Source organism: Vibrio splendidus 12E03, from assembly GCF_000272105.2.
Classification (GTDB): domain Bacteria; phylum Pseudomonadota; class Gammaproteobacteria; order Enterobacterales; family Vibrionaceae; genus Vibrio; species Vibrio splendidus_I.
Genome location: NZ_AJZD02000324.1, coordinates 1 through 22,438, shown reverse-complemented (window position 1 = coordinate 22,438; position 22,438 = coordinate 1). Strand labels below are relative to the sequence as shown.

Annotated in this window: 18 protein-coding genes and 3 pseudogenes; 10 read left to right on the top strand and 11 right to left on the bottom strand. The window is 40.0% G+C overall.

Annotation, left to right across the window (positions count from 1 at the left end):
• Positions 1-61 precede the first annotated feature (61 nt).
• The 4 genes from A142_RS20755 to A142_RS20740 all read right to left on the bottom strand — a co-directional run bounded on the left by A142_RS20755 (position 62) and on the right by A142_RS20740 (position 4,797).
• Complete coding sequence (locus A142_RS20755; protein WP_081324733.1) at positions 62-1,363, bottom strand: aromatic amino acid transporter; 1,302 nt, start codon at positions 1,361-1,363, stop codon at positions 62-64.
• A gap of 234 nt (positions 1,364-1,597) precedes the next feature.
• Complete coding sequence (locus tag A142_RS20750; RefSeq protein WP_019824713.1) at positions 1,598-2,236, bottom strand: IbrB-like domain-containing protein; 639 nt, start codon at positions 2,234-2,236, stop codon at positions 1,598-1,600.
• Positions 2,226-3,503 carry a DUF3440 domain-containing protein gene (locus A142_RS20745; RefSeq protein WP_019824712.1) on the bottom strand — a complete coding sequence of 426 codons (1,278 nt, stop codon included), beginning with the start codon at positions 3,501-3,503 and terminating at the stop codon, positions 2,226-2,228. The genes A142_RS20750 and A142_RS20745 overlap by 11 nt, the downstream gene beginning before the upstream one ends.
• 163 nt (positions 3,504-3,666) lie before the next feature.
• Positions 3,667-4,797, bottom strand: a complete 1,131-nt coding sequence (locus tag A142_RS20740) for a carbohydrate porin (protein ID WP_019824711.1) — start codon at positions 4,795-4,797, stop codon at positions 3,667-3,669.
• 234 nt (positions 4,798-5,031) lie between these two features.
• On the opposite strand from A142_RS20740, the gene A142_RS20735 reads away from it, so the two are divergent.
• The 4 genes from A142_RS20735 (at position 5,032) to A142_RS20715 (ending at position 9,195) form a co-directional block, all read left to right on the top strand.
• Complete coding sequence (locus tag A142_RS20735) at positions 5,032-6,231, top strand: ParA family protein (RefSeq protein ID WP_016768704.1); 1,200 nt, start codon at positions 5,032-5,034, stop codon at positions 6,229-6,231.
• The gene (locus A142_RS20730; RefSeq protein ID WP_019824710.1) at positions 6,231-7,304 is read left to right on the top strand and encodes a ParB family protein; all 1,074 of its coding nucleotides are present in this window, start codon (positions 6,231-6,233) and stop codon (positions 7,302-7,304) included. Before A142_RS20735 ends, A142_RS20730 begins: the two co-directional genes overlap by 1 nt.
• 939 nt (positions 7,305-8,243) lie before the next feature.
• Positions 8,244-8,429 carry a hypothetical protein gene (locus A142_RS20720; RefSeq protein ID WP_019824708.1) on the top strand — a complete coding sequence of 62 codons (186 nt, stop codon included), beginning with the start codon at positions 8,244-8,246 and terminating at the stop codon, positions 8,427-8,429.
• A gap of 142 nt (positions 8,430-8,571) precedes the next feature.
• Entirely contained in the window at positions 8,572-9,195 is a 624-nt protein-coding gene (locus A142_RS20715; RefSeq protein ID WP_019824707.1) for a winged helix-turn-helix domain-containing protein, read from the top strand.
• Between the two features lie 68 nt (positions 9,196-9,263).
• Here the strand turns inward: A142_RS20715 and tnaA are convergent, their stop codons facing one another.
• Complete coding sequence (gene tnaA, locus A142_RS20710) at positions 9,264-10,679, bottom strand: tryptophanase (protein WP_019824706.1); 1,416 nt, start codon at positions 10,677-10,679, stop codon at positions 9,264-9,266.
• A gap of 410 nt (positions 10,680-11,089) precedes the next feature.
• Here tnaA and A142_RS20705 point away from each other — a divergent pair, with 410 nt between their 5' ends.
• The gene (locus tag A142_RS20705) at positions 11,090-12,430 is read left to right on the top strand and encodes an opine metallophore biosynthesis dehydrogenase (RefSeq protein WP_019824705.1); all 1,341 of its coding nucleotides are present in this window, start codon (positions 11,090-11,092) and stop codon (positions 12,428-12,430) included.
• 95 nt (positions 12,431-12,525) lie between these two features.
• Complete coding sequence (locus A142_RS20700) at positions 12,526-12,954, top strand: GNAT family N-acetyltransferase (RefSeq protein ID WP_017097177.1); 429 nt, start codon at positions 12,526-12,528, stop codon at positions 12,952-12,954.
• 68 nt (positions 12,955-13,022) lie between these two features.
• On the opposite strand, the pseudogene A142_RS20695 reads toward A142_RS20700, so the two are convergent.
• The 3 genes and pseudogenes from A142_RS20695 to A142_RS25665 form a co-directional block, all read right to left on the bottom strand.
• Positions 13,023-13,540: pseudogene (locus A142_RS20695) on the bottom strand (metal-dependent hydrolase).
• Positions 13,537-14,208, bottom strand: coding sequence for a hypothetical protein (locus tag A142_RS20690; protein ID WP_019824703.1), 672 nt, complete (start codon positions 14,206-14,208; stop codon positions 13,537-13,539). Before A142_RS20690 ends, A142_RS20695 begins: the two are co-directional and overlap by 4 nt.
• A gap of 67 nt (positions 14,209-14,275) precedes the next feature.
• Positions 14,276-14,997: pseudogene (locus A142_RS25665) on the bottom strand (hypothetical protein).
• Between the two features lie 1,235 nt (positions 14,998-16,232).
• On the opposite strand from A142_RS25665, the gene A142_RS20680 reads away from it, so the two are divergent.
• The 3 genes and pseudogenes from A142_RS20680 to A142_RS20670 all read left to right on the top strand — a co-directional run bounded on the left by A142_RS20680 (position 16,233) and on the right by A142_RS20670 (position 18,918).
• Positions 16,233-17,258, top strand: a complete 1,026-nt coding sequence (locus A142_RS20680; RefSeq protein ID WP_019824701.1) for a hypothetical protein — start codon at positions 16,233-16,235, stop codon at positions 17,256-17,258.
• On the top strand, positions 17,255-18,169 hold the full coding sequence (locus tag A142_RS20675) for an AAA family ATPase (RefSeq protein ID WP_019824700.1): 915 nt from the start codon (positions 17,255-17,257) through the stop codon (positions 18,167-18,169). Before A142_RS20680 ends, A142_RS20675 begins: the two co-directional genes overlap by 4 nt.
• Before the next feature lie 137 nt (positions 18,170-18,306).
• Positions 18,307-18,918 (top strand): annotated as a pseudogene (locus A142_RS20670) (recombinase family protein).
• Between the two features lie 3 nt (positions 18,919-18,921).
• Here the strand turns inward: A142_RS20670 and A142_RS20665 are convergent.
• Positions 18,922-19,224, bottom strand: coding sequence for a type II toxin-antitoxin system RelE/ParE family toxin (locus A142_RS20665; RefSeq protein WP_019824697.1), 303 nt, complete (start codon positions 19,222-19,224; stop codon positions 18,922-18,924).
• Positions 19,224-19,484: a type II toxin-antitoxin system Phd/YefM family antitoxin gene (locus A142_RS20660; protein WP_019824696.1), complete on the bottom strand. Its 261-nt coding sequence runs from the start codon at positions 19,482-19,484 to the stop codon at positions 19,224-19,226. Before A142_RS20660 ends, A142_RS20665 begins: the two co-directional genes overlap by 1 nt.
• 217 nt (positions 19,485-19,701) lie before the next feature.
• On the opposite strand from A142_RS20660, the gene A142_RS20655 reads away from it, so the two are divergent.
• Entirely contained in the window at positions 19,702-20,241 is a 540-nt protein-coding gene (locus A142_RS20655; RefSeq protein ID WP_019824695.1) for a recombinase family protein, read from the top strand.
• Between the two features lie 812 nt (positions 20,242-21,053).
• Here A142_RS20655 and A142_RS20645 read toward each other — a convergent pair.
• Positions 21,054-21,956 (bottom strand): hypothetical protein, encoded by a 903-nt coding sequence (locus A142_RS20645; RefSeq protein WP_019824693.1) that lies wholly within the window; start codon positions 21,954-21,956, stop codon positions 21,054-21,056.
• Positions 21,957-22,438 lie beyond the last annotated feature (482 nt).

Genomic DNA, 22,438 nt, shown 5'->3' with positions numbered 1-22,438 from the left:
GTACCTGAACTCGAATTAGGAAACAAAGCCGACACGGAGTGCCACTTAGGAATAAGTAAGATTATACGCCGTCAAAAACAGGCAAAGCTTCGAACATGACTAATACGTTAATAATTATGATGCCCACACCGTAAATGAATACCCCTATCAACACCAATTCTCCTAAAGGTACTTGGTAGGGCTTCACTTGCTGAAGCTGTTCCTCATTATCTTCTTGGGTGTTAGAAATGGCTTTCTGTAACCTAGATTTTCTAGCTAGCAATGCCGGTACGATACACGCCCAAATTGCCGAGGCCGATGCGGCATAACCAATTACGGCTAGAAAACCGAAAGGAAAGAGAAGAGAGAAAATCAACGGCGGAATAAATGTGACCGCCCAGGTTTTGGTTCTGCCTTTCGAAGTGGCATCAAATTGGAATAAATCGGCTAAAAAATCGAATACCCCCAAGCCAACCCCTATAAAGCTCGACAAAATAGCGGCCGCGGAAAAAGCGCTAATGACATTTGATAGCGTATCTTCTGCTAATACCGCTTTTAGGCTAATGAGTAAGGTGTCTATATTGCCACCTTCGGCAATGATAGGTCCGAAATTTACTCTTGGTAAGTTCCCATAAATACTCATTAACCAAACGGTGTAAGTAAAAAGAGCAATGCTCGTTCCGCCCATGATGGCTTTTTGGGCGAGTCTTTCCTCCCGGTAGTAATCTCGTAATGTTGGGACGCTATGGTGGTACCCAAACACGGTCAAGGCAATGGGGAAAAAGACCACCACGTATTGTAGATAATCAAACTTCAGATGAGCAGTATCAAACAAAGTACTGAGATTGACATTAAACCAAAGGCCTACGGTGCCAAAGCTAAAGCTAATGATCATAAACAGCATTAAGACAATCGAAATACGGTTGACCATTTTTGTTGAATGCCAAACTAGCCCAGAAAAGATAAAAACGAAAAGGATGGAGGCCAGTTGGGGGGCAATACCAAAATATTCATTCAAAATTAGCCCTGAAGAGGTGATATAGGCATACAGCAAGATCCCCCCGACAAAGTAAATCATTAGGTTATTAAAGAAATTAACCTCTTTACCTAACAAGTCTTTCGTTATGGAAGAGAAAGATGATCGGTAAGGGTAATCTTTTAAAACTTCGAGCAACAAACAGCCACTGGTTGTCATGATAATCATGGTGAAGACCAAAGCCATTAAAGCTCCTATGGTCCAAACTCCAGCCCCAGCGGCTGGGAGCCCAAGCATACCTGCACCAACGCAAATACATGCGACGAGACACGCCCCTCCGATAAGTGAAGGCGTCTTCACGGCCATTGATGGTTTCACATTATCCATAACCTGTTTTGTACTATCCATAACCTGTTTTGTACTATCCATAAATGGTTACCTTTCATTGGTTCGACATTGCTTTTTATATGACCACTACCCGCTTCGTTATGTTGGGCAGAATTTTAAAATCAAAATAAGCGCTAGAATCAAGGACTCTAGCGCTTATGCTTTTAGAATAAAATTAATTAAATACTAAATTAGGCACATAATTAGGCATGAACCGAATAAAGTTCGTCATCGTTTTCATCTGAAGAAAGGTGATTACTCCCATGATTGAGAGAAGTCCTGATCTTTAAAGGCTGCAGCAAGGCCAGTGACCTGCTGCAATCGTAAAACCTCATCTTGGTCCATCCCTAGTTCGTAACAAATTTTATTATTCGTCCAACCCATTCCTTTAAGCTGAATGATCAGCTCTGCTGTGAGCTCTACTTGATGGGACCCTCGCGCAAGATTATGACGAACAGATGCCGCCATACACTTTTCTTCAGGCAAATTAAGCACCACTGCAGGAATATAGCCCTTTAATACTTGTAGCTCAGGGTGATTCAACAATAATTGATAACGATGAAACCCATCGATGACGACGTATTTTTTCAAGGATGTCTTCAGTCGATTAACTAAAATAGGCATGGTTACGCCATTTTTCTCCATCGACGTTTTTAGGAGCTTACTTTCTGGAGGCGCCATTTTATTTGGGTTGTATTGGTTAGCTTCTATCTCATCAAGTGGGATCATTTCAACATGACAAGCTGGCGGTAAATCAGGAATCAGCTCGATGAGTACTTTGGCCGCTTTATTGTAAATTGCGACCTTATCAATGATTTGTTTGTTCGTGTTATTGATAGATTTCAACCGCTTCTTGGTGCGGTGCTGATAAGCTAGATTAGGTTCACTTTCCATTCGTATCACTCTCTTCTCCATAGAGGGCATGGTATTGTTTTGCTAAGGACTTGTTGTACCCAAAAGAGAGTCCTCGGCACCAATAGTCGTTTTTAATCAGAACTTTACAAATCCTTCTCCAACTTGGAACTTGCTTCCTAGATTCCAATTTACTCTCTGCGTAATCAGGGATGCAGGTCACTCCTTTTTGAGGACCGTTTTTTCGCCACCACTGTAAGAACTTGAAAATTCGGTCTCGGTAATGTTTTTCTACATGTGGCGGCATGGTTTTCAGAAGGTATTTACTGTATTGCCGGTAGCTAAGTCCCGGTGGTAATTCAAAGCGATAATAACCAAGGATACGCCCCTGGCTTTTTGAGTATCGAGCACCAAAGTTACACCCTTCTACTCTGGCAACCAGTTTTTGCCAGGTATCAGGTTCTAATATTTGATATAGCCACAGACCTTTTCTTTGCTCATCTCCAAAAGGTTGGCAAAGTCGCTGCTGTGAAAGAGGGACGCCGGCCTTATGCATTAAGTCGTAAATACGGTTGTAATCCCAATTGAAGCGCGAGTTCGCGACCCAAATATCTGGAGTCTTCCAATCATAAAGAGGGTAAGCCATGTAGACGTCGCCCTGCATTTGAGTCGTCCAATATTTATCATCAAATTTCTTTTTGGCGCGATTTTTAATAGTTTTAAAACGATGTAAAGACTCATCCGCTCGTATACCAATGAGCACAGCAATTGGTGTGCCTTTCTTTTTTTGGTACCAATGAGCAAATTTAAAGACGAAATCCTCAAATTCCATGCCTTTTTTAAAAAACGGGAGATGCTCCAAATCAGAAATCACACCTTCATGCTGTGGTATTTCTCTGACCCATTGCGCTTCCTTATCTGGGTCCCAACAAAGCCATTTAGGCTGAAATTGTGAAATTGAATTTCTTAAACTAAGCGGTAAGCAAACCCAGTATGGATTTACTTCGCCACGAAGCACCATACGCTCAATAAAAGCATGAGTTTCGTGGTATTGGGCTTCGAAATCTACGATGAGTACATCAACAGGCAGTCGGCCACGTTTTTTTGATTCTTGGATAGTTAAGTTCAAAAGAACACCAGAATCTTTCCCTCCGGAAAATGAGACATAAAAGTGGCTAAAGTTGTCGAGAAGGTACAATATTCTTTGGCGCGCTCCTTCAAGCACATTGTAATCCTGCTGAATCTTGTCTCGAGAGAAGTAACCTTTTCTTCTTCCCTTAGTAATACTATGTACGCCCTTGGTAATCATGGGTTCACGAATGTTATTTAATAATCAAACCAAAGTACGTAGATTTCGTGTTTTTTATAAATTAATTATTGGTAATTAATTTAATTTCTAGGTACAGATTTAAAGCCTCATCGTAAAGAGCCGCTCTCCCGTTGTGATTTAGGTAAGAACGGCTTGGCTTACATTAAAAACCGAAGTGAAGGTTGCCTCTTAAACCTATAATCCAACTGTCATCGGCTTTTGAGTTAAACGGTAAAGTGTGAAGATATTGCACATTAGGAGTTAACGAGAGAGCCCCCCAATTCATGCGGTAATAGATTTCTGAATTATAAGAATCATCTAGTTCGGCATTAGGTTTAGCCCAACCTAGAGCGATACCAAGCATGCCAGGCCCTACCCCACTATATCCTGTGCCAAACACGACCGAAGATTTGTATAGAGCCTCAGGTCCTTGCGCGACACCGGCTCTGAAAAATGGTATCCATGAGCCGGTTTTATATATGGACGACCAATTTGCGCCATAGTTTTCGCTAGCTTGCTCTTTTGGCCCATCACTGTGCCAAACTGTTAGGTGTGAATTCTTCAAATAAAAATCGTCTTTCGACTCCACCCAACCTATTTCTAGGGACTTAAAATATTGATTATCATTGATGAACTGTTCAACACCATCGAAAGGCTTGGTCGAATCAGCTTTTGCATCAGAGAAACTTGCATAAAAATAATAGTTTTCCGACATCATATGGCGTAGAACGCCGCCGAATGTTGATTCATCTGGGATTGGGATGGAACCGGAACCGGTACTAAACTGTAAGTTAGAAAAACCATAGTAAGGGTTACCCAACTGATAAGTATCAACATAATCAGTCGTATCTAAAAAACCAACCATCATATCGGTAGATTGTTTATTAAAGGTTTGTGTCCAATAAAGATTCGTTAACCTTAAACCTATATCACTAAAAGCTGGTTGGATTAAACCAAACCCTCCGACATTACCCATGACAAATTCAGAGAGCGTACTATCTGTATAACCGTGCTTATGATCAACCCTCAGCTGCAAAGCTCCAGTATCACTCTCTTTTTGGTAAGCTAGCCAATTCAATGTAATCCGTGCAATACCAGCTGCCGCACTGCTGTCTTTGTTCGGCAAGCTCTCACTGGCCGTTAAACCAAAAACATAATAATCCACAGCTCCCTTTAGAGCTTTATCTTCAGCCGCATTCGTCAATGTTGGCGTGCCAAAGACAAACATTACGGCTCCCAAAAGCGTTAGCCAAAAACGCTTTGTCTTTTTCGTAAATGGTGCATTCTCGCTCATATCAATAACTTCCTGTTGTTGTCATGGTAGTTGTACGGCTCGGCTCAACTTTTGTTAGTCAGAAGGTATTAAGAGGGAGTTGAAAAACGAAATCTTGTAATTAATAGGTAATTTAAGCGCTCGGATTTATCCATTTGTCATACTCATTTATTAAAATCACAAATCCCTCATTTTTAGATACCAACATCAAAAATTGAGGTATATACTATTTCTCATTCCTATACGGAGGCAGAAATGGACAACCAACACACTACAACCACATTTCAAGCGCTTAAAACCGGTGCAGACGCTTACATTCAACGTCGTAATCAACGTTTATTGGCTAATCACCGCAAAGAGTTGCGTAACTTTACTCGAGCAGAAGCATCGGCCTATCTTGGCATTGATGCAAAAACGCTTGATCGCTATGTTACCGCTGCGGCGATAGATCCTCGTCGTCATGAAGACTCACAATGGTCGATCGATATCGCGGAAATGTACAAGGTACGTAACTTACTGCCAGAAAATCTACGTAAAGACGCTAAGTTCATACGCAGTGAGCAGCAAAAAACGCAAGTGATGGTTATCCAGAACCAAAAAGGCGGTGTTGGCAAAACCGTTTCTGCCGCGACTATCGCATCAGGTTTGGCGACCGAATTTCATCAAGAATACCGTGTTGGTTTAATAGACATGGATGGCCAAGCCACGCTTTCTATGTATTACGCACCCGAAGCCGAGCAAGAAGGTAACTTGTCTGTTGGTGATCTGATGATGAAAACCTTCGATCTTGATGAAGGTGAAACCGTTGAACAAGTTATCTCTGAAGCCTTTCTTGAAACGACTATCCCAAACTTACGCATTCTACCTGCAGCACAAAGTGACCGTGCGATGGAAGGTTGGTTTCATGAGCAAGTGTTCGGCCAAACCTTAGCTTCACCTTATTCACTACTAAAGGACATCATCGATAGCGTTAAAGACGAGTTCGATATCATCATTATCGACACCCCACCTTCGCTCGGCTATGCGACCTTTAACGCGTATTTTGCCGCGACGAATGTAGTGTTCCCGTTATCGATTACAGAGAATGACATTGATGCTACCTGCTCTTACTTCAGCTACATTCCTCAGGTGTGGGCGCTGTTAGAAAACGCAAACCATGAAGGCTACGACTTCATGAAAATATTACTGACTAACCATCGTGATAGTTCAACCACGACCGAATTAATGAATAACCTGTACGATCAGTTCTCTCCTTACTTGTACTCTAAAGAGTTTAAGCACAGTGAGGCTGTCCGCCAATCGTCTTCCCTACTCTCGACCGTTTTTGACATGTCGAAAAGTGAATACCCGAAAAGCAAAGCAACCTTCCAAAGCGCGCAACAAAACAGCTATGAAGTAACAAGCCAAATATTGCGCGATATTCTCAACGTTTGGCGTGAACAGGAGAACAAATAATGGCGAAAAAACGTGGCGGCAGCCCTCTAGGCAATGCTCCTGGTTCAGCGCAAGCACAACAGTCCGCGGCCAAAGCTAATTTAGACACACTCACCAATCAACTCAGCACTGAGCTAGAAAAAAGTGGGCAAAACGCCGAAGATTACCTTAGAACAAAGTTCGGTTTAGAGTCCGTTGGCAAAAAAATGGTTTGGCAACTAGCTTCTGGTTCAACTGCAACCTTTAACGAAGTGACATTGTCACATGTTCAGGTTAAGCAGAACTCTTTTGTGACCTTTGACGTGAATGGCCGAGACCAATCTTTGCTAACCAAAGAGTCTTTGGAAGATTTAAACTCGTTAGAGTTTCAACAGTTTTACCCTGCAGTTGGTAGAGAAATAGATGGTCGTATCGATGTGCTTGATGGGTCTCGCCGTCGAGCTTGGTTCTTACTTCAAGAAGGCCGTGTAAAAACATTCCGAATTCTCGTCACCCAAGACGAACTGTCTACAGCCGATGCCAAAGCACTAGCAAAACAGTTGCAAACCGCAAAAGAGCACAACCAGCGCGAAATTGGCTTACAGTGTCAAACTCTAATGAAGAACGGTGAACTCACTCAAGAAGATACGGCAAAAATCTTAAATATAAGCCGTCAAGCAGTAGGTCGAGCGCTAAAAGCAGCCAGTATTGACAGTAAATTAATTGCACTATTCCCTGTCGTTAACGACTTATCTCATACTGATTATTCACTGCTAGCTAAAGTGATGAAAGCCTTTGTCAATGATAAGAAAGCTTTGAGCAGTTTCATAAAAAAAATAGACAGTAAAGCTGTCAATGCTCAGCCTGAGCAGAGCCAAGAAGACACCAAAGACGAGCTGATTACTTACATTAAAACTGAGTTAAAGATTGTTGAATCCAAACAACAATCAGACAAAGCTACCGTGACTTCGTTAGCTGAATTCGACAGTAAAGGCATGTTCGCACGTAAAAAAGTGAAAGGCCGTAACTTCTCGTATGAATTTGGAAGATTGTCCAAGGATGTTCAAGTTGAACTTGATGAAGCAATCCAATCAGTACTAGGTAAACACCAGTAGTCGCTTCTAAAAAGAAAGGCTTTCACTTGAGAGCCTTCCCCCCATCCCCTAGTCCACCTATTGCCAATAAAAAAATAGGATGACCGCAAGTAACGCTGCCAATTCATCGACAATAAAGTTGGTTTGGGGAACTCTATTGTTAGAATTGAGAATAACTTCATCCTTAATATCCAATAAGCATTGGCAAAGTGCAGAGTGTTTGGCTCTAGGTGAGCAAACATTTAGATAATCTTTCAAACCGGACGCAAAAACCATTAATTTATACCTAATAAATCCCGCCAAGGCCTAGAGTTAATCTCACCCTATAAATGCCTGCCCCCTAAAACAATCAATATACCGCCAGCACATCAAATACTATAAGAGAGCCACTTTGGTCTTTTCGTCACCCAAAGTCTTAAACCCGATGTCCCCAAAACACATAAGAAATCTGCACTGCTAAACATTACATTGGTAAAGACTCCCAAAAGATTTTACGAGGGGGCTTAACCTTAACAAAGGGGAGTTACTAAAAAAACCATCACCTCGAAGGGCGGCGTTTTTTTTGAGTGATTCTGTCCTAGATAAACAAAGACTTTATAATTTCATAGAAGTAACTAGATGATACCGAAGAGACAAAGGGGTTAGCTCTAAGTTAGCGGTCAAAGATTCGATGTGGTTAGGCACTCCAAAAATCTTCGAAAACCACCTAGCTACCAACGCATAAGCTAATGTTTCTTCTAGAATTTAAAACTAATTTACCTATAAATAATAACCATTCACTCCGCCTGAATTAAATGCCCACCATCAACCAATTAACCAATTAACCAATTAACCAATTAACCACAAAAAAATAGGGACAAATAGAGTCATTAATAATCATTTTTTATTAAGAATTAGGAATCTATACCTATAAATTGAAAGGATGTGATATGAATAAATTCTCAAAAGGAGTTTGGGGTTATGGACACACTTATATGCCGTTCTTTCCAATCATTTATCGACTTCTGCGACAACGAGATCGTTGAGGGAAAAAATGTTCATTGCACCTTTAAAGCCTGTAAGGACAATGACTGGCGTTGGATGAATATCTACTTAGAAGACAAAGGAGGTAAAAATCTCACCTTCAGTTTTTTGCACAATAGATAGCACTATCTATTGTGCAAAAAACCTTACACTTCAATTCAAATATTATTCACAAATTTATTAATAATATTCAAAACATGAGCCATTATATAAAAGCCTAGGGATATAATCTAATCACCCTTCTCTAGGTCTATGGAGAAACACTATGTTAAGAGCACAACTGGACAACGTAAAACTGCCTATAGGTAATTGCGTACTGCAAAGAGACGAATCGGGGGCTCAACTCATCCTCAGTAATCAAAAATCATTTTCAATCACTCTACCTGAAAGCTGCATATTAGAAACTCTGATCCAAAAAGAAGAATTTATTTCGACTAAAGAAGAGCTGATCATTGCTGCGTGGGGGAACCCGGATATCATCGGCCCTAACTCTTTGCCAGTCGCTATTACCAACCTCAGAAAAGTCTTAGAACTTGATAGTATCAAAATCGTAAATGTTCCAAGAAAAGGTTACAAGATCCACATTCCTGAATTTGAAACTTCGCTAGACCCACCGAAACAGATAAGGTTACCTCGTTCTAGCCAGAGAACATCAAACAACTACTTAAGACTCTACCAATGGGCTCTTGTTGGCCTATCTTCCACAATCCTCTCTGTAGTAATAATCAGCTATTTCTACTTCTGGCACGAATTTGACATCGTCAACGTCAACGTCAATAACCAATCGAGCCAAATCTGCCTAACTAAAAAGGATGAACTTCAATTCATCTTAGCCTCTCAAAACAACTTAGCTTCTCAGTCCCAGGAAAACTATCACACTAACCCATAACTCTCGTTGCTTTCATTTTTTCAGATAAAAGAGAGGTAGCCCCTTTGCTGTCTGCAAAGGGGCACAACTTAAAGTGCAGGTTCCAATGTAGCGTTAAAGTGTCTCAATACCTTAGGCTCATAAGTAAACTTTAAACCTGCAATTGATGAAGCACGTTTCTTCACTTCTTTAAAAGCAGCAATAATGTAATCAAGGTGAGCCTTTGTATAGGTTGCTCTGGGAATAGCTAAACGAAACAATTCAGCCGGGCAAGGCAGCTGCTTTCCTGTTTCAGGATCACACCCTAGTAATAAAGAACCGATTTCTGCACCTCGAATACCTGCCACCTTATAAAGCTCACAAGACAAAGCATGTCCAGGAAACTGTTCTGGTGAGATATGAGGTAATAATGCACCGGCATCAACAAAGGCAGCATGCCCACCCGCTTGCTGGCAACGGACCCCTAACGCTTCTAGGCCGTTCACTAAGTATTCAACTTGCTGCAAGCGTGATGCTAACCAGTCTTCTTCCATTCCATCATAAAGTCCAACAGCCAAACGTTCCATCGCCCCACCTTCGAGACCTCCATATGTTGGAAAGCCCTCCAATAACACGCATAGTGTTTTGCATTCCAACTGCACATCTAAGAAGCTATCGTCTTTGAAAGCGAGTAGCCCACCAATAGGAACCATGGCATCTTTTTTCGCTGACATAGCAAAGAGATCGGCATATTTAAACGCTTCTCTGGTGATCTCTTGAATGCTCCAATCAGAATAACCAGCTTCACGCTGTTTAATAAAGTAAGCATTCTCAGCAAAGCGAGCGCAGTCCATAACAACAGGGATACCATAAGATTCCGCTAATTCATAAACAGCCTTAAGATTAGCAATGGAGACTGGCTGGCCACCTGCAGAGTTGCAAGTAATCGTACTTACAATATAAGGCACGTTTTTAGCTCCAACCTCTTCGATTCCAGCTGCGAGAGCTTTCAAATCAAAGTTACCTTTAAAGTCTGCTTTAATTTTAGTATTAAAAGCTTCAGGTGAAGGAACGTTGATCACTCGACAGTTATTGTGTTGAGTGTGCCCTTGTGTGGTATCAAAAAAGTAGTTTGAAAATGCGGCCATTTTGTCTCGCTCTAGCCCTTTATCTCGCTCACATTTGTTGATCAAAGCGGGGACATATAGCTGCTCAGCTCCCCGTCCTTGGTGTGTAGGGATGGTAAACTTATAACCAAAAATACTTTTTACCGCCTGACTAAGCGTCCTATAGCTTCGACTGCCACTGTACGACTCATCACCTTTCAACATTGCAGATTGCATAGCCTGTGTCACAGCACCTGTACCGCTATCAGTAAGCAAATCGATAAACACATCGTCGCTCTCTAATAAAAAAGGGTTGTACCCTGCTTTCATCAGCGCCTGCTCTCGTTCTCGCTCCGTTGTTCTTTTCACTGGTTCAATAACCCTGATTCGATAAGGCTCCGGCACATAGTGTGAATCCATCGGATGTTCTTTATTATTGCTTATTGCTGACATAGGTATTTCTCCAGACATTTTTATTCTTAATGGGTACTTGGAGAAGGCATAGCTAAAGCTCTCTAGTTCAGTACACTCAATCCTTATTATTGCGGATTAAGGCGCTCTCGCTTTACCTCCTCCAACCTCACAAAAATGAACCAACAAAATGGGTTTGGATATTAATTTCAGCGTAATTTAACTATTAATAAATAAGAAAGATTAAGTGAAAAATGGAACTGGGGAGGCCAAAAGTATGGCGCTTTTCCAAGAAAGGAAATATTGAAATTTACACACACTTTCTCAAAGGGATAGTAAAGCTAAGTCATTAATTTTTATTAATAAGAATAATTAAATAAACAATCTACTCTCGAAGTTTCACTATGGATATTTGTGATATGAGAAAGGAACTAAAAGTACCTTTTCGGTTAAATAGAGATAGCGAGTTTATTATGATTCTAGGCAATACATTAGTTGTAGGTGCAGGACCCGCCGGCATTCAAACCAGTCAGATTCTTGCTCCTTTTAGTCAGAAAATAGCTCTCATAAGCAAAAGCTCTCATCAATGGGAGAATAGAAAAAGACTAATGCGACAACACGGAAACGTTGCTAGCTGTGAAGTAAGTAAGCCACAATTAGCACCACTTGTTGGTCTTATTAGATTTGATGAACTTTATACAGATTTATCTCCCCTGCCCTCTTCATGGGACACGCTAGTCCTAGCGACCCCCGCTCACGCCTATTGTGATGTCCTAGCTTCTTTTTCTGAGCTCTGCTTGAAAAATCTAAAGCAAATTATCCTTATGTCATCCATGATTGGTGGGTGTCTTATCCTAAAAGGGATATTGAAAAAGAAAAAGGTATCTCCCAACATCATTCTTTTTTCTAGCTACTTTGCAACGTCTCATTTTTCATCTAATCCAACAACACAACACCCTCTTACAGTCACGACTAAAACCGTGAAAAAAAGAGTGTATATTTATCTCTCCGAACCCAATGATGTCTTGTTTAATGCTTTAAGGAACGCATTAGAAAAAGTGAATGTTCAAGTCGTTCTCTTTGATAACCCATTTAGTGTAGAAGGCAGAAACGCTGCAGCTTATGTAAACCCAGCTTTTCTAATCAATACGTTTTCTTTAGATCATATTCTTTCAAACGAAGATGACACTAAATACATGTATAAGCTCTACCCCGAAGGCCCTATCACCATGGAGTTGATCAAAGAGTTACTGCATCATTGGAAATCAATTTCTCGCCTACTAGAACATTACTCAGCGGAACCAATCAACTTACTTCAATTGCTCAATGACGAAAATCTCCCCGTACTTGAGGCAACGATTCCAAAAGATAAAATAGACTCTTTCAATGAACTCAATGAAATAGAGCAAGAGTACCTACTCTATGTTCGATATAGCACAATACTGATAGACCCAAACCCTTTTTCAGAATCCAACACCAAAAAAAGCACTTTCGAGGTTTCTGCTAAGCCTTATCTCAAGGGGAAAGTTAGAAAAGGACGACTACAACTACCTATAACACCATTAGAAGATTTGCAGACACTTTATTGGCTTAATCATTTAGTTCAACAATCTAGCCTTGTTTCTTCTATCAGCTTTCAATCAATAGAAGTATTTGAATCTTGGGTAAAAGAAAGAAACCTGCCCACGACATTAATCCAAGCCCTAAAACAACGCGCTTCTGAATACTACGTTCATGCGACACCTTCTATCAGCCAATAAATTATCCTTAATTACTATAAGCCTAGGAGGAGTTTGCTTAGCATTTTACCGTTTTGCTTCACAAGAAGTCAGTAACGAAGGAAAAGGAGATTAAGGTGCGAATAAGAAAAGCAACTATCAACGACATATCCTCTATCAATGCTCTATGTCATGAACAACTGGCAGGTAGCCACAGTAAAATGAGCCATTACAACAGAGAACGAAACGAATACAGCTTGAATGATTACAACTTAAGCAAGCTAAGAATTATTGAATTACTTTTCACCGAATCCTTGATAAAAGAAAAAATCGAGAATAAAAACACTTATTTTTTCGTCGCTGAAACAAAAAAGAAACAGGTAGTAGGCTACCTAATCATCAGTGTTCATTCTCCAAAAAGAAAGCCAGTTATCCAACAACGAGCCCCATCTTTCTACGCTTATGTCGAACGATTCTATGTGTCATGTAAATACCACGGACAAGGTATTGAACTAGCACTACTCAATAGTTTTGATTATTGGAAAAAATACAAATCAGCACACTAATATTATCTTTCAAAATATAGAGAAAAGTTGTCAATGCTCAGGCTGAGCATTGACAACTTTTCTCGCATTTAAATCAGCCTAAATCGGTTCGTTTTCCACTCTAATCCATCAATCACACCTTCTTGGTACATGCCCCCCAATCATAAAAGAACGGCGCAAACCCATGTCCACCGGTTAGGTGGGATAGAGCAACACACACCACCACAACCCCTGCGGAAATTGCATATTCGATAGGGTCACCGGTTCTAAATCGACCTCCAAACAGATGGCAGCGCCTATCACTGTAAGGCGAAAAAGGCACACCTGATACTGTCATCGCATCAGTCAAAATATGGCTAACGCCACCCCAAGCAAATGCCATCCCGATCCAGTGATAATCCCAAACCAAAGTAAAGGCTAGGGAAGCCAGTAACCAATGCGTGAAAACATGTGTGGGGCCTCGGTGTTTGATATGTCGATTGCCAACCTTAAGTACGTATTCAAACCAATCGGGAGCAGTTGCACCTGCGACACACACAGCAACATGAGGAGGTGACACCACAGCACAAATCGTGCCTGCAATTAATGTATGATTGAGCCATTTCATCGTGATTGGGGATCGGAAGTAGGGCGGGGAAGATAAGCGAGTTTTTGAAGATAACGGTTCATCTGGTCAGTATATGTGGCTTCACACATTGCCACCCAAGCTAAACGATGCTCAACAATTTTAGCTTCATGCGCCAAAACATCTCGATGAGAAGAGGCCACCTTTTCAAGCAAAGCGACTTGCTCTGATACGTTCGCCCCCCCTTTTTTCACTCTCAATTGCGCTCTGGCCTCCAAAGAGAGATAAAGCCCCATTAAGCGATAGGCATAATTTCTATCAGCTAAGGATTGAGTAAAGCTTGCTACAGAGGTAGCTGTAGCAGTACGACGCTGGTATTCCCATTGGCGCTCCCGAGATTGTTCAGTTGTGGAGTAGAGCGGCATTTTGCCAACTATTCCAATGTAATGCTCAGTTATCTCTGGCCAACCTTCAGGATCATACTCATCGATGTTAGATTTCATGCCCGCAACCAAGTTTAAATCGAGCTTAAATTTACTCTTCTCTGGGTAGCACTTAAGTACAGTGTTAAAAATCGCATCCGGATCCACTCTTGGTGCCGGCGTGAGGGCAGGGGTTGGGACATTATAGTGGGGAGCTTGACCTTTTAAAGTAGGGAGCTCGTAGGGCTTGATTTCTGGCGGTAGCACCTCAGCTTCCTCCCAAGGCACACTAATACCCCAATCATTGGCATAGGCAGCACTGAACGCGCATAAACTAATCCATATAAGGAAAACATTAATCAGCACGCGTCGACCTTCTTCCAGTACCTAACATCTGAAGCCCACCAATAACAGCGCCAGCTTCCCATGCACCGGCCACCACACACATCGCTACCATGAACCAAATCAAGGCTTTGGTCGTATCGTAACTAACATCACTCTCTAAATTAATTCGCTGTGGAGCACGGCGCTCTACGATAGGTCGAAAAGAAGGAGGGAGCCTCCCTTCCTCGCTTGATGTCATTAACCAAACTTTGGAAGACAGTAAACATTTACGGGCTATTTGTGCTTTTCGGCCAGTCAGCTTATGAGCGTCATCAATAAAAAGTAAGGCTTGGGTGTCAAGAAGGTAATCAGCCAAGAGATCCGCCTTAAGCTGCAAGTTGAGCTTCCCCCAGGGCGTATAATCTTCTGATTGTACTTCTTTGTCTTGGTGCCATTTTGCAATGCCTTTCACCTCCACCCAACTTGATAAAGGCATCAGCCCCTCAAGTAAAATAGGTTGCGGCTTTTTCCCCAGATTTCGTGTCGGCTATCCTTTAAGCGCATAAGCCAGCGGCTTTTACCTGAATCATGCGCTCCCGTAATTAACTGACACTCCTTCCGGCGCAAGCTGGTTTCTTTACGATCACGACTTGGCGTAAAGCGTCTTGGTGCATCAACAATCAATGGTGTCACATAACGTGTTCCATCTCTTCGCACTCGTTTATGATCGGTTCTGAGTTTCAAAAATCGCATTCTATTCCGTCCTTACTTGCCCAGAATAAATCACCGTATTAGAAACTGAAAAAACCAAATAGCTCATTTCGAGCTTGTTCAAAACTCCATGTAATTGACATGTTTATAAGCAAATTAAAAGTAAATTATTGAGCGAAGAACTACTGTAAAAATCGCACAACGAAAAAAAATTTTATGTGAAACATAGGGGGAAACAACAAGGACAAGAGGTACAACAACAGTCTCATACTTCATCAAGCGCGTATTTATACGACAGATTAATTAGGGTTGGGCATAGTCGCTTGGCTCGCCACACCATTGCAGGTCAAGACGTCACTCTTTCCCCTTTCTAAATAAGTTTGTGTACTACTTTATCAATCTTCTTATCTAGCAAATTCATCACTGAGAGCTTGTTTGTATCTAAATCCATGAACCTAGATTTAGCGTGTCCCCGCCTTGATACAGTGACACTGTCACTTACTATTTCTTTTACTAAGCCTAAAAACTTAGTTCCACCCATTTATTTTATATCGCTGGCGATCACCCGCAACGATCAGAGTAGTAAGACCCTAAAATTCGAGTACACAATAAAAAGTTAATGGATCAAATGAGACAAAAATGAGAAATCAAGCGATCAGAAATCCATAGATTAATGAAGATAAACATATCAATTACATGCGATTAGTGACAAACATAAAGTTATTTTAAAGCTAGATGTTAGAGTATTAACACTTACTTAACAAGCAACATCAAAACTCTCTAGAGATTTGGTGTTGCTTGTTAAGTCACCGACTGAACCTGAGTGAAGTTGGTATTATTGTAAAACTAGATCCTAAAGGTTCTAGTTTCTTAGTAGCCACATAAAAGTATAGATATTTACCGAAAATATATTAATATTTACCGGTTCATTATAAATATTTACCGATTAAATATTAATATTAGACGATCTTACATATAAACATTTACCGAACATAAGCATTAACATATCAACATTAACCGATCTGATTGACGGGTAAGATCATAATTTAATGATCCTTGGATCAGGTTGATGGAAAAACAAACAAAAACTATAGCTCATCAGTAATCCTATCTTAAGTTTGATCTTTTAGAATCAAGTAAACATTTACCGATATTTATACATAATTTATGTGATGAGATGTCTATATTTTCCGAAATCATATAGACATCTACCTAAGTTAATGAGGTAAGTAAGGTTATCTGTTAAAATGATACTATCGCACTCTTAGGTAATGATCATGACGTTATCATCCAACTCTAGCCTGACAGTTATTAATGAAGAGGACCGAAAGAATCGGTTTATCTCATCGATTCTTTTCTCTAGAGCAACCATCTTTCACCCTGCATCTCGTTTAACTTCTACGATGCAGTCAAAACTGATTCAAATCGCTCAAAGTGGTGGCACTGATCCAAATCACCCACTAGAAAGTGTGAATATTAATAGTTATGGAAAGAATTTCAGAGTTGATCTGCATGTAGATTATCTACTACAGCCTCATCGCGATATCCTCGAAACAATGCTGGCCTACGCTCAAACGATTCAATTAGATGATGCTTCTTATGAAGCCGGCGCACGTTTAACCTGGTCTCAGGTGTACCAAACCATTTCTGATGGTGAAATATCAGATACTCAACAAGATGGCTTCGACTCTTTTATTGACCGAGACGCGACCGTTTTATCAATGAGTATGTATGAATTAGCAACCCGAATGGGCATGGCGACCACTCGCGCGAACTACGATCAAATTGAACGCCGCATTACTCAATTAGCAACGGCTCACTTAGTGATAAATGAGCTTGATGAAGAGCAGAACGTAATTGGCAAAAAGCCATTAGAGTTTGTTCAAGATTACCGTTTTTATTGTGACCGAAGTAAATTTAAAACAGGCCGTAAAAACAGTAAGAACCTCACTAACCATGTGTTCTTAGTTCCAGACATGCGTCTATTGCAGGCGATACGCGACCATGGCTATTATTACCGATTAGAACAGCACAAAATGACCAACTATAGTAAACCGTCAGTTCGTTCATTCTTAAAATACATTACCACGCATAAAGCTGAGTTCTTACACAACAAGAAGTTTGAGTGGGCACTCGATAGCTACATTCAATCTATTGCTTCGAAGGTCAGCCATAGTTTCCGTAGTGATCTCAGAAAAGATTTGCTAGCCAATGCCGTTCAAATCGAAAAAGACTTCAGCCTTCAATTTCGCGATGTGGGGAATGGCATACAGATATTCTACATTGGGGAGGGTGAGGCATGATCATTCAATCTCTTGATAGCTTGATGGCTTCACCTGCTAGTCAAAACTTAAGTTTCAGCTTAAAAGGTTTACTTAAAGGACATGTAGGCATGTTAATTGCCGCGCCTAACGTTGGTAAGTCTCACCTAGCATTGTGTATTGCAATGGAACACGCTTCTTCAATATCTTTACTCGGGATGAGCGCGGCCGATAAACCCGCAAAAACCTTAGTATTGAGTTCAGAAGATAGTGCCGGTGTCATCCAGTCTCGGATGAAAGAAAAGCTAGCTAATTGCACAGCCACTATAAAGTCAGAGCTAAAAAACAATCTCCACTTTCTAACGGATATTGAACCGATAGTGATTCCACCCGATAGCTCGGTCCAAGAACAGGCAGAACATAAGCAATATTTAGATCAACTCAAGCAAACCTTCTCGGAATTCGACTTAGTGATAGTGGATACGGTGACGGAATCAATAGGCCGTTGTGAAGAGGTAAAACACGATCGCTTAATCAAAAATGTTTTTCAGAGCCTTGCTAGTGAATCAGGTGCCAGTTTGTTGCTTGTTCATCATGTGAATAAAGATGAAATCCGCGGTAACCAAGAAATTACTATGGCCTCAGGTGCAGGTTTAACGTCGATAATGCGATTAACAAAGTGCTTGTTTACGTTAAAGAGAAACAAAGAATCGTTGTCGATTAAATACCTTAAGAGCAATTACTTACCTGAAAATGAAAATCAAGAGTTCGCGGTTGAAGTGAGACAAAGCCTCACTATTAATCCACAGGTCTTCAGTTTGAAATCCAAGGCGTCTAAGCCCGCGCGCTCAGCGCAAAGTATTAAGCAGAGCCCTAAAAAAATCACGCTGCCAGGGACTATTCCAGAACAAGAAGAAATTGAAGAGCGTAAAAACCTCAGGGACGTTTTGTAAGCGACCTCTCACACTTTCAAACAGCACCGACATTCGGTGCTGTTTTTTTATCTGACCCTGTTCGCACTCTTTGTTATCCGTTCATATTTTTTCGCTCAGCTTGTCCAGTTTGGATCGCCTTTAATTAAGGAGGAAGCATGGCGAACTACGCGTATTTAAGAGTCTCATCAGATAGCCAAGATGTGGCAAACCAAAAGCACGGGATCTATGACTACACCAATAAGGTTGGGATTGGTCATTTGGTGTTTGTTGAAGATGTGGTGACTGGCAAGAAAAAATTGCGGCAACGTAAATTAGGTGCATTAGTGGAGGGCATGACGAGCGGAGATTGCATCGTATTTGCTGAAGTCAGTCGAATTGCGCGTTCTACTTTATAAGTGCTTGAGGTTCTCGAAGTGTGTATGGAAAAGAAGATAAATGTCTATATCGCGAAACAGAATTTACAGCTAGATGGTTCAATGCAATCTCGCATAACCGCAACGGTGCTAGGGCTTGCGGCAGAGATAGAGCGTGAGTTTATTTCGATGAGAACGAAGGAAGCGCTTGCTGCTAGAAAGAAAAACGGCATGATTCTCGGAAGACCAAAGGGCCAAGCTGAGAAGCTGAAGCTCGATGTTAAACGTGAACAAATAGAGAAGTATTTAAAGATGGGCTTGGGGATTCGTCCCACAGCCAAATTGATCGACGAAGCGCCGAGTACACTGCGTGACTACATGAAGCGACGCGGGTTAACCCTTAAATTAGCTTAAGGGTTAAGAGAGTTGTGAAAAGTGCTTGGCAGGCGACATGTGCTTACCAAGAACGGCTGCAATCACAATGTGATTTTGCTTTTGGATGTAATAAATCACATGGTGCTTTAAAGGAAACCGGAAGTAGTTTTTTCCCAGTTCAGAAACTTCTATGCCAAGCAGCTGGTTGTTCGCCAGTAATTCCATTGATTGCTTGAGATCTGAAAAGTAAGTCGTCCATTGTGTTTGCCCCAATCGCTCTAATGTATAGCGACGAATCTCAATGAGATCAGATTGCGCTGCAGAAGAAAGCTTGTAGTGCATCATTAATCAAATTTACCTTGGTTAAGTGCGTTCATGAAGTCGTTACCGTCGACCAGGTTATCTGATAGAGCATCGGCCTCTGCTTGTTCGAAGCGTGATTTCACCATCATCAATTTGAGTGCTTCAAGTTGTTCATATTCTTCACAAGACATCATCACCGCAACGGGTGAACCGTTCTTATTAATTTGTACAGGTTCACGTTGAACCTTCATCAGTAAGTCACCAAATTTGGTTTTAGCTGTATTAGCAGTAAGTGATTGCATAATATTCTCCTTTTCGTTCATTATAAACTAATCGAACGATTTAACCAATTTGTATTATTCTGTGATTGAAGGTAATCTGATGTAGTGTCCATAAAGGTGTAACTTTGTGGACAATGCTTGCTACCCATCTCAAATGTGTCCACTTAGTCTTCTAAATATCAAATGAACATGTACACTAAAGTTAACCAATCTTAATGTTCACTTTAAGGCAATTCTCATGAAAATTGGCTATGCCCGTGTCAGTACCCAAGACCAAACACTTGATGTTCAACTTGAACAGCTTAAAGCCCTAGGTTGTGAAAAAATTTACCAAGAACAAGCGAGTGGTAAATCTTCCGATAGGGAACAGCTTAACCTTTTGCTCGATTTTGCGAGGGAAGGGGACGTGATTCATGTTACCAAAGTTGACCGCATTGCCCGTAATACTATCGATGCTCTTCAAATTTCCGATCAGCTTGCAGCAAAAAAAGCCGGCTTAGTTTTTCATGATTTAGGCGACTTAGACATTAATAGCGATGTCGGTCGAGTAATTTATACCACCATTTCGGCGTTCGCAGAGATGGAAAGAAAACGAATTTTACAGCGCTGTAATGAGGGTAGGGAGCGCGCGCGAGCTGAAGGGAGGCACCTCGGCCGATTTCCTGATAAGACGCTTCACCAACGCATTCAAGAGCTTGCAGAGCAGGGGATAAATAAGCATGCGATCAGCAAAGAGTTAGGGTGCAGTCGAACAACGGTTTATAAGGTGTTGGGTTGAAGCTCCTAGTGATTGCTTGGTAGCTTTTGTTTTAAAGTACTTTGAAAAAAAAGCTAAATTACGAATTTTGAGTGGTATATTTATGAAGCGTTGGGACGATATATAGGAATAGCTACGAGCAATAGGACAAGCGCGTGATTCTACATGAAAAATTCTCAATAATATTATTGCTTTTTTAGCGCGACAATCATAGATACCTTCACTGAACCATAAAACGAATTCAGTGAAGGTGAGTAATCAAAAATTTATTCTTTGAATAAAGAAAACCACGGGCTTACCCGTGGATGAATGCCAATTCCAAAATTACAGCGTAAGCTGTAATTTTGGTCAACGCTTATCGTTGTCACGGTAAGTACCCCGGGTATGACCGGGGGAAATTTCTTTATTTACCGTACTCTGTGATCATATAGTGGCTTTGATAAAAAGGTGACATTCTATTAGCGAAGATTTTCAAAAGGTTTTCTTTATCAGAAATGAATATAGATTGAAAGTTATTACTAAGCTTAGTTGTTAAAAGTGTTCTAAGATAGAATGAGTTACTACATCTTAGATTAGAAAGTGGTTCGCAATTTTTGAAAATTAAAATGGTTTTTTTGTCATTATATTGGATTTTTTCTATATTTTTTAAGATTTTAAAAATATCCAAGTCTGAAGGGAAATTAGTTAAATCCCAACAGTAGAATTCTATGTTATTTGATTTAGATAAGGAATATAGTTCTTTTAAAAAACTTTCACTTAAGACTGAGGAGTCAGCAGTTGATATCTTGTAATTTAAAGACCAAGAAAATTTTATAAATAACTCTGGACTAATATTATTCATTTTCATTAACCCATTTGGCTAGGTTACCTGTGAGTTTTAAATCGTAACGCTTTAACTTTTTCAAAAGATAAAAATTAGATTTTGTTTTTTTTCTTATAAATTCTTTAGTAAAACTATCCGATTCATAATATAATGTATTGCAATTAAGAGTGCTTTCACCATTGGATATTTTTCTTATTATTGTTCTTTTACCTGTACCTATAATTACATTTAGAAGTTCACACTGTTTGATCTTAAGTAATGCAACCCCGTTACCTTCAGCAACTATCTCATAGAAGATATTACTAAATGTAGATGTCCAAGTTATGTTGTTATCAAAACCTAATGATTCATGCGTTTTGGTAAGAAAGTATCGTTCAAAATAAATTAAAGGTGGTTTCATGTAATAATAATTTTTATCATTAAATTTGTTGATTTTAGAAATGATACCTTCAGCTAGGAAGTAATAGGAACTATCTCCAGGTATTGAATATATAGATTCCATACCATCAAGTATTAAATTTAGGTTTATAATTTCATCGTGACTGAGTTTTATCTTTAACTGATATTCGGGCGAATGCCAGCGAAGTAGTTTTTTAATTATTTCTTTAGATTTGTACTTGTTTATCTTTGCTTCTTTACTAATCAGTTTTGTATATTTATAGAGTCTATCTTGCACGTATTTTAAGTCATAGTGAGCAATTTCACTAACATCATTTGCAATTAGAATTCTAATTAATGGGGAGTCTACTTGATTTTTTATTTCTTCAAATAACTCAATGTGGGAATTTTTCTCATAAATGAATTTGTATAATATATAATGAGACTTTGTAAGAGGAATTCCAGCCTCCCTAGATAATATCCTAGATTGAAGCTGAAGTTTTTTTATAATTCGAACACTTTGTTTTTTATTCATGATAGATTTCCCAATGTTAAAAAATTATATTTTTCGCTATCACTTCCCGATAATTAGCTAAATATAAAAATAACCATTTGGTTTACTATTCTTGAATTTACTGTTTGAGGCTCTCTATAGATTTGGCGGGAAGTCCACGTATAGCCTCAGAATACGCTACTAAACTATATGATTTTTTTTGGCATTAGTCAAAGTTCTTACTTGAAGTCCTGAATAACTAAGATCGTCAAAATAAATTTTATATAAGTTAATTTATTAGGTAACGAAAAATAGCGCGACAAAATGACCCTTTTGTTGCGCTATAAATATTCAGTAAGGTTTTTTATCTTGTTGATAAATAAGAGTTATTTTTCTGGCATAGTTGTGTTGTAGTTTTATTTTCAAACTCCACACCGATTGATTATCTCTAAATGAATGGCTTGCAGATTCATCTAAACAGAGTAGTTTGGGTCGGCTTTGTTTCCTAAATCAGGGAACTAAAT

Excerpts from the sequence above, each read along its gene's own strand:
- A142_RS20740 (WP_019824711.1), bottom strand. The coding sequence starts at position 4,797 with ATGAGCGAGAATGCACCATTTACGAAAAAGACAAAGCGTTTTTGGCTA.
- A142_RS20655 (WP_019824695.1), top strand. The coding sequence starts at position 19,702 with ATGAAAATTGGCTATGCCCGTGTCAGTACCCAAGACCAAACACTTGAT.
- A142_RS20755 (WP_081324733.1), bottom strand. The coding sequence starts at position 1,363 with ATGGATAGTACAAAACAGGTTATGGATAATGTGAAACCATCAATGGCC.
- A142_RS20705 (WP_019824705.1), top strand. The coding sequence starts at position 11,090 with ATGAGAAAGGAACTAAAAGTACCTTTTCGGTTAAATAGAGATAGCGAG.
- A142_RS20750 (WP_019824713.1), bottom strand. The coding sequence starts at position 2,236 with ATGGAAAGTGAACCTAATCTAGCTTATCAGCACCGCACCAAGAAGCGG.
- A142_RS20675 (WP_019824700.1), top strand. The coding sequence starts at position 17,255 with ATGATCATTCAATCTCTTGATAGCTTGATGGCTTCACCTGCTAGTCAA.
- A142_RS20735 (WP_016768704.1), top strand. The coding sequence starts at position 5,032 with ATGGACAACCAACACACTACAACCACATTTCAAGCGCTTAAAACCGGT.
- A142_RS20745 (WP_019824712.1), bottom strand. The coding sequence starts at position 3,503 with ATGATTACCAAGGGCGTACATAGTATTACTAAGGGAAGAAGAAAAGGT.
- A142_RS20730 (WP_019824710.1), top strand. The coding sequence starts at position 6,231 with ATGGCGAAAAAACGTGGCGGCAGCCCTCTAGGCAATGCTCCTGGTTCA.
- A142_RS20715 (WP_019824707.1), top strand. The coding sequence starts at position 8,572 with ATGTTAAGAGCACAACTGGACAACGTAAAACTGCCTATAGGTAATTGC.
- A142_RS20680 (WP_019824701.1), top strand. The coding sequence starts at position 16,233 with ATGACGTTATCATCCAACTCTAGCCTGACAGTTATTAATGAAGAGGAC.
- A142_RS20720 (WP_019824708.1), top strand. The coding sequence starts at position 8,244 with ATGGACACACTTATATGCCGTTCTTTCCAATCATTTATCGACTTCTGC.
- tnaA (WP_019824706.1), bottom strand. The coding sequence starts at position 10,679 with ATGGATTCACACTATGTGCCGGAGCCTTATCGAATCAGGGTTATTGAA.
- A142_RS20645 (WP_019824693.1), bottom strand. The coding sequence starts at position 21,956 with ATGAATAAAAAACAAAGTGTTCGAATTATAAAAAAACTTCAGCTTCAA.
- A142_RS20665 (WP_019824697.1), bottom strand. The coding sequence starts at position 19,224 with ATGATGCACTACAAGCTTTCTTCTGCAGCGCAATCTGATCTCATTGAG.
- A142_RS20660 (WP_019824696.1), bottom strand. The coding sequence starts at position 19,484 with ATGCAATCACTTACTGCTAATACAGCTAAAACCAAATTTGGTGACTTA.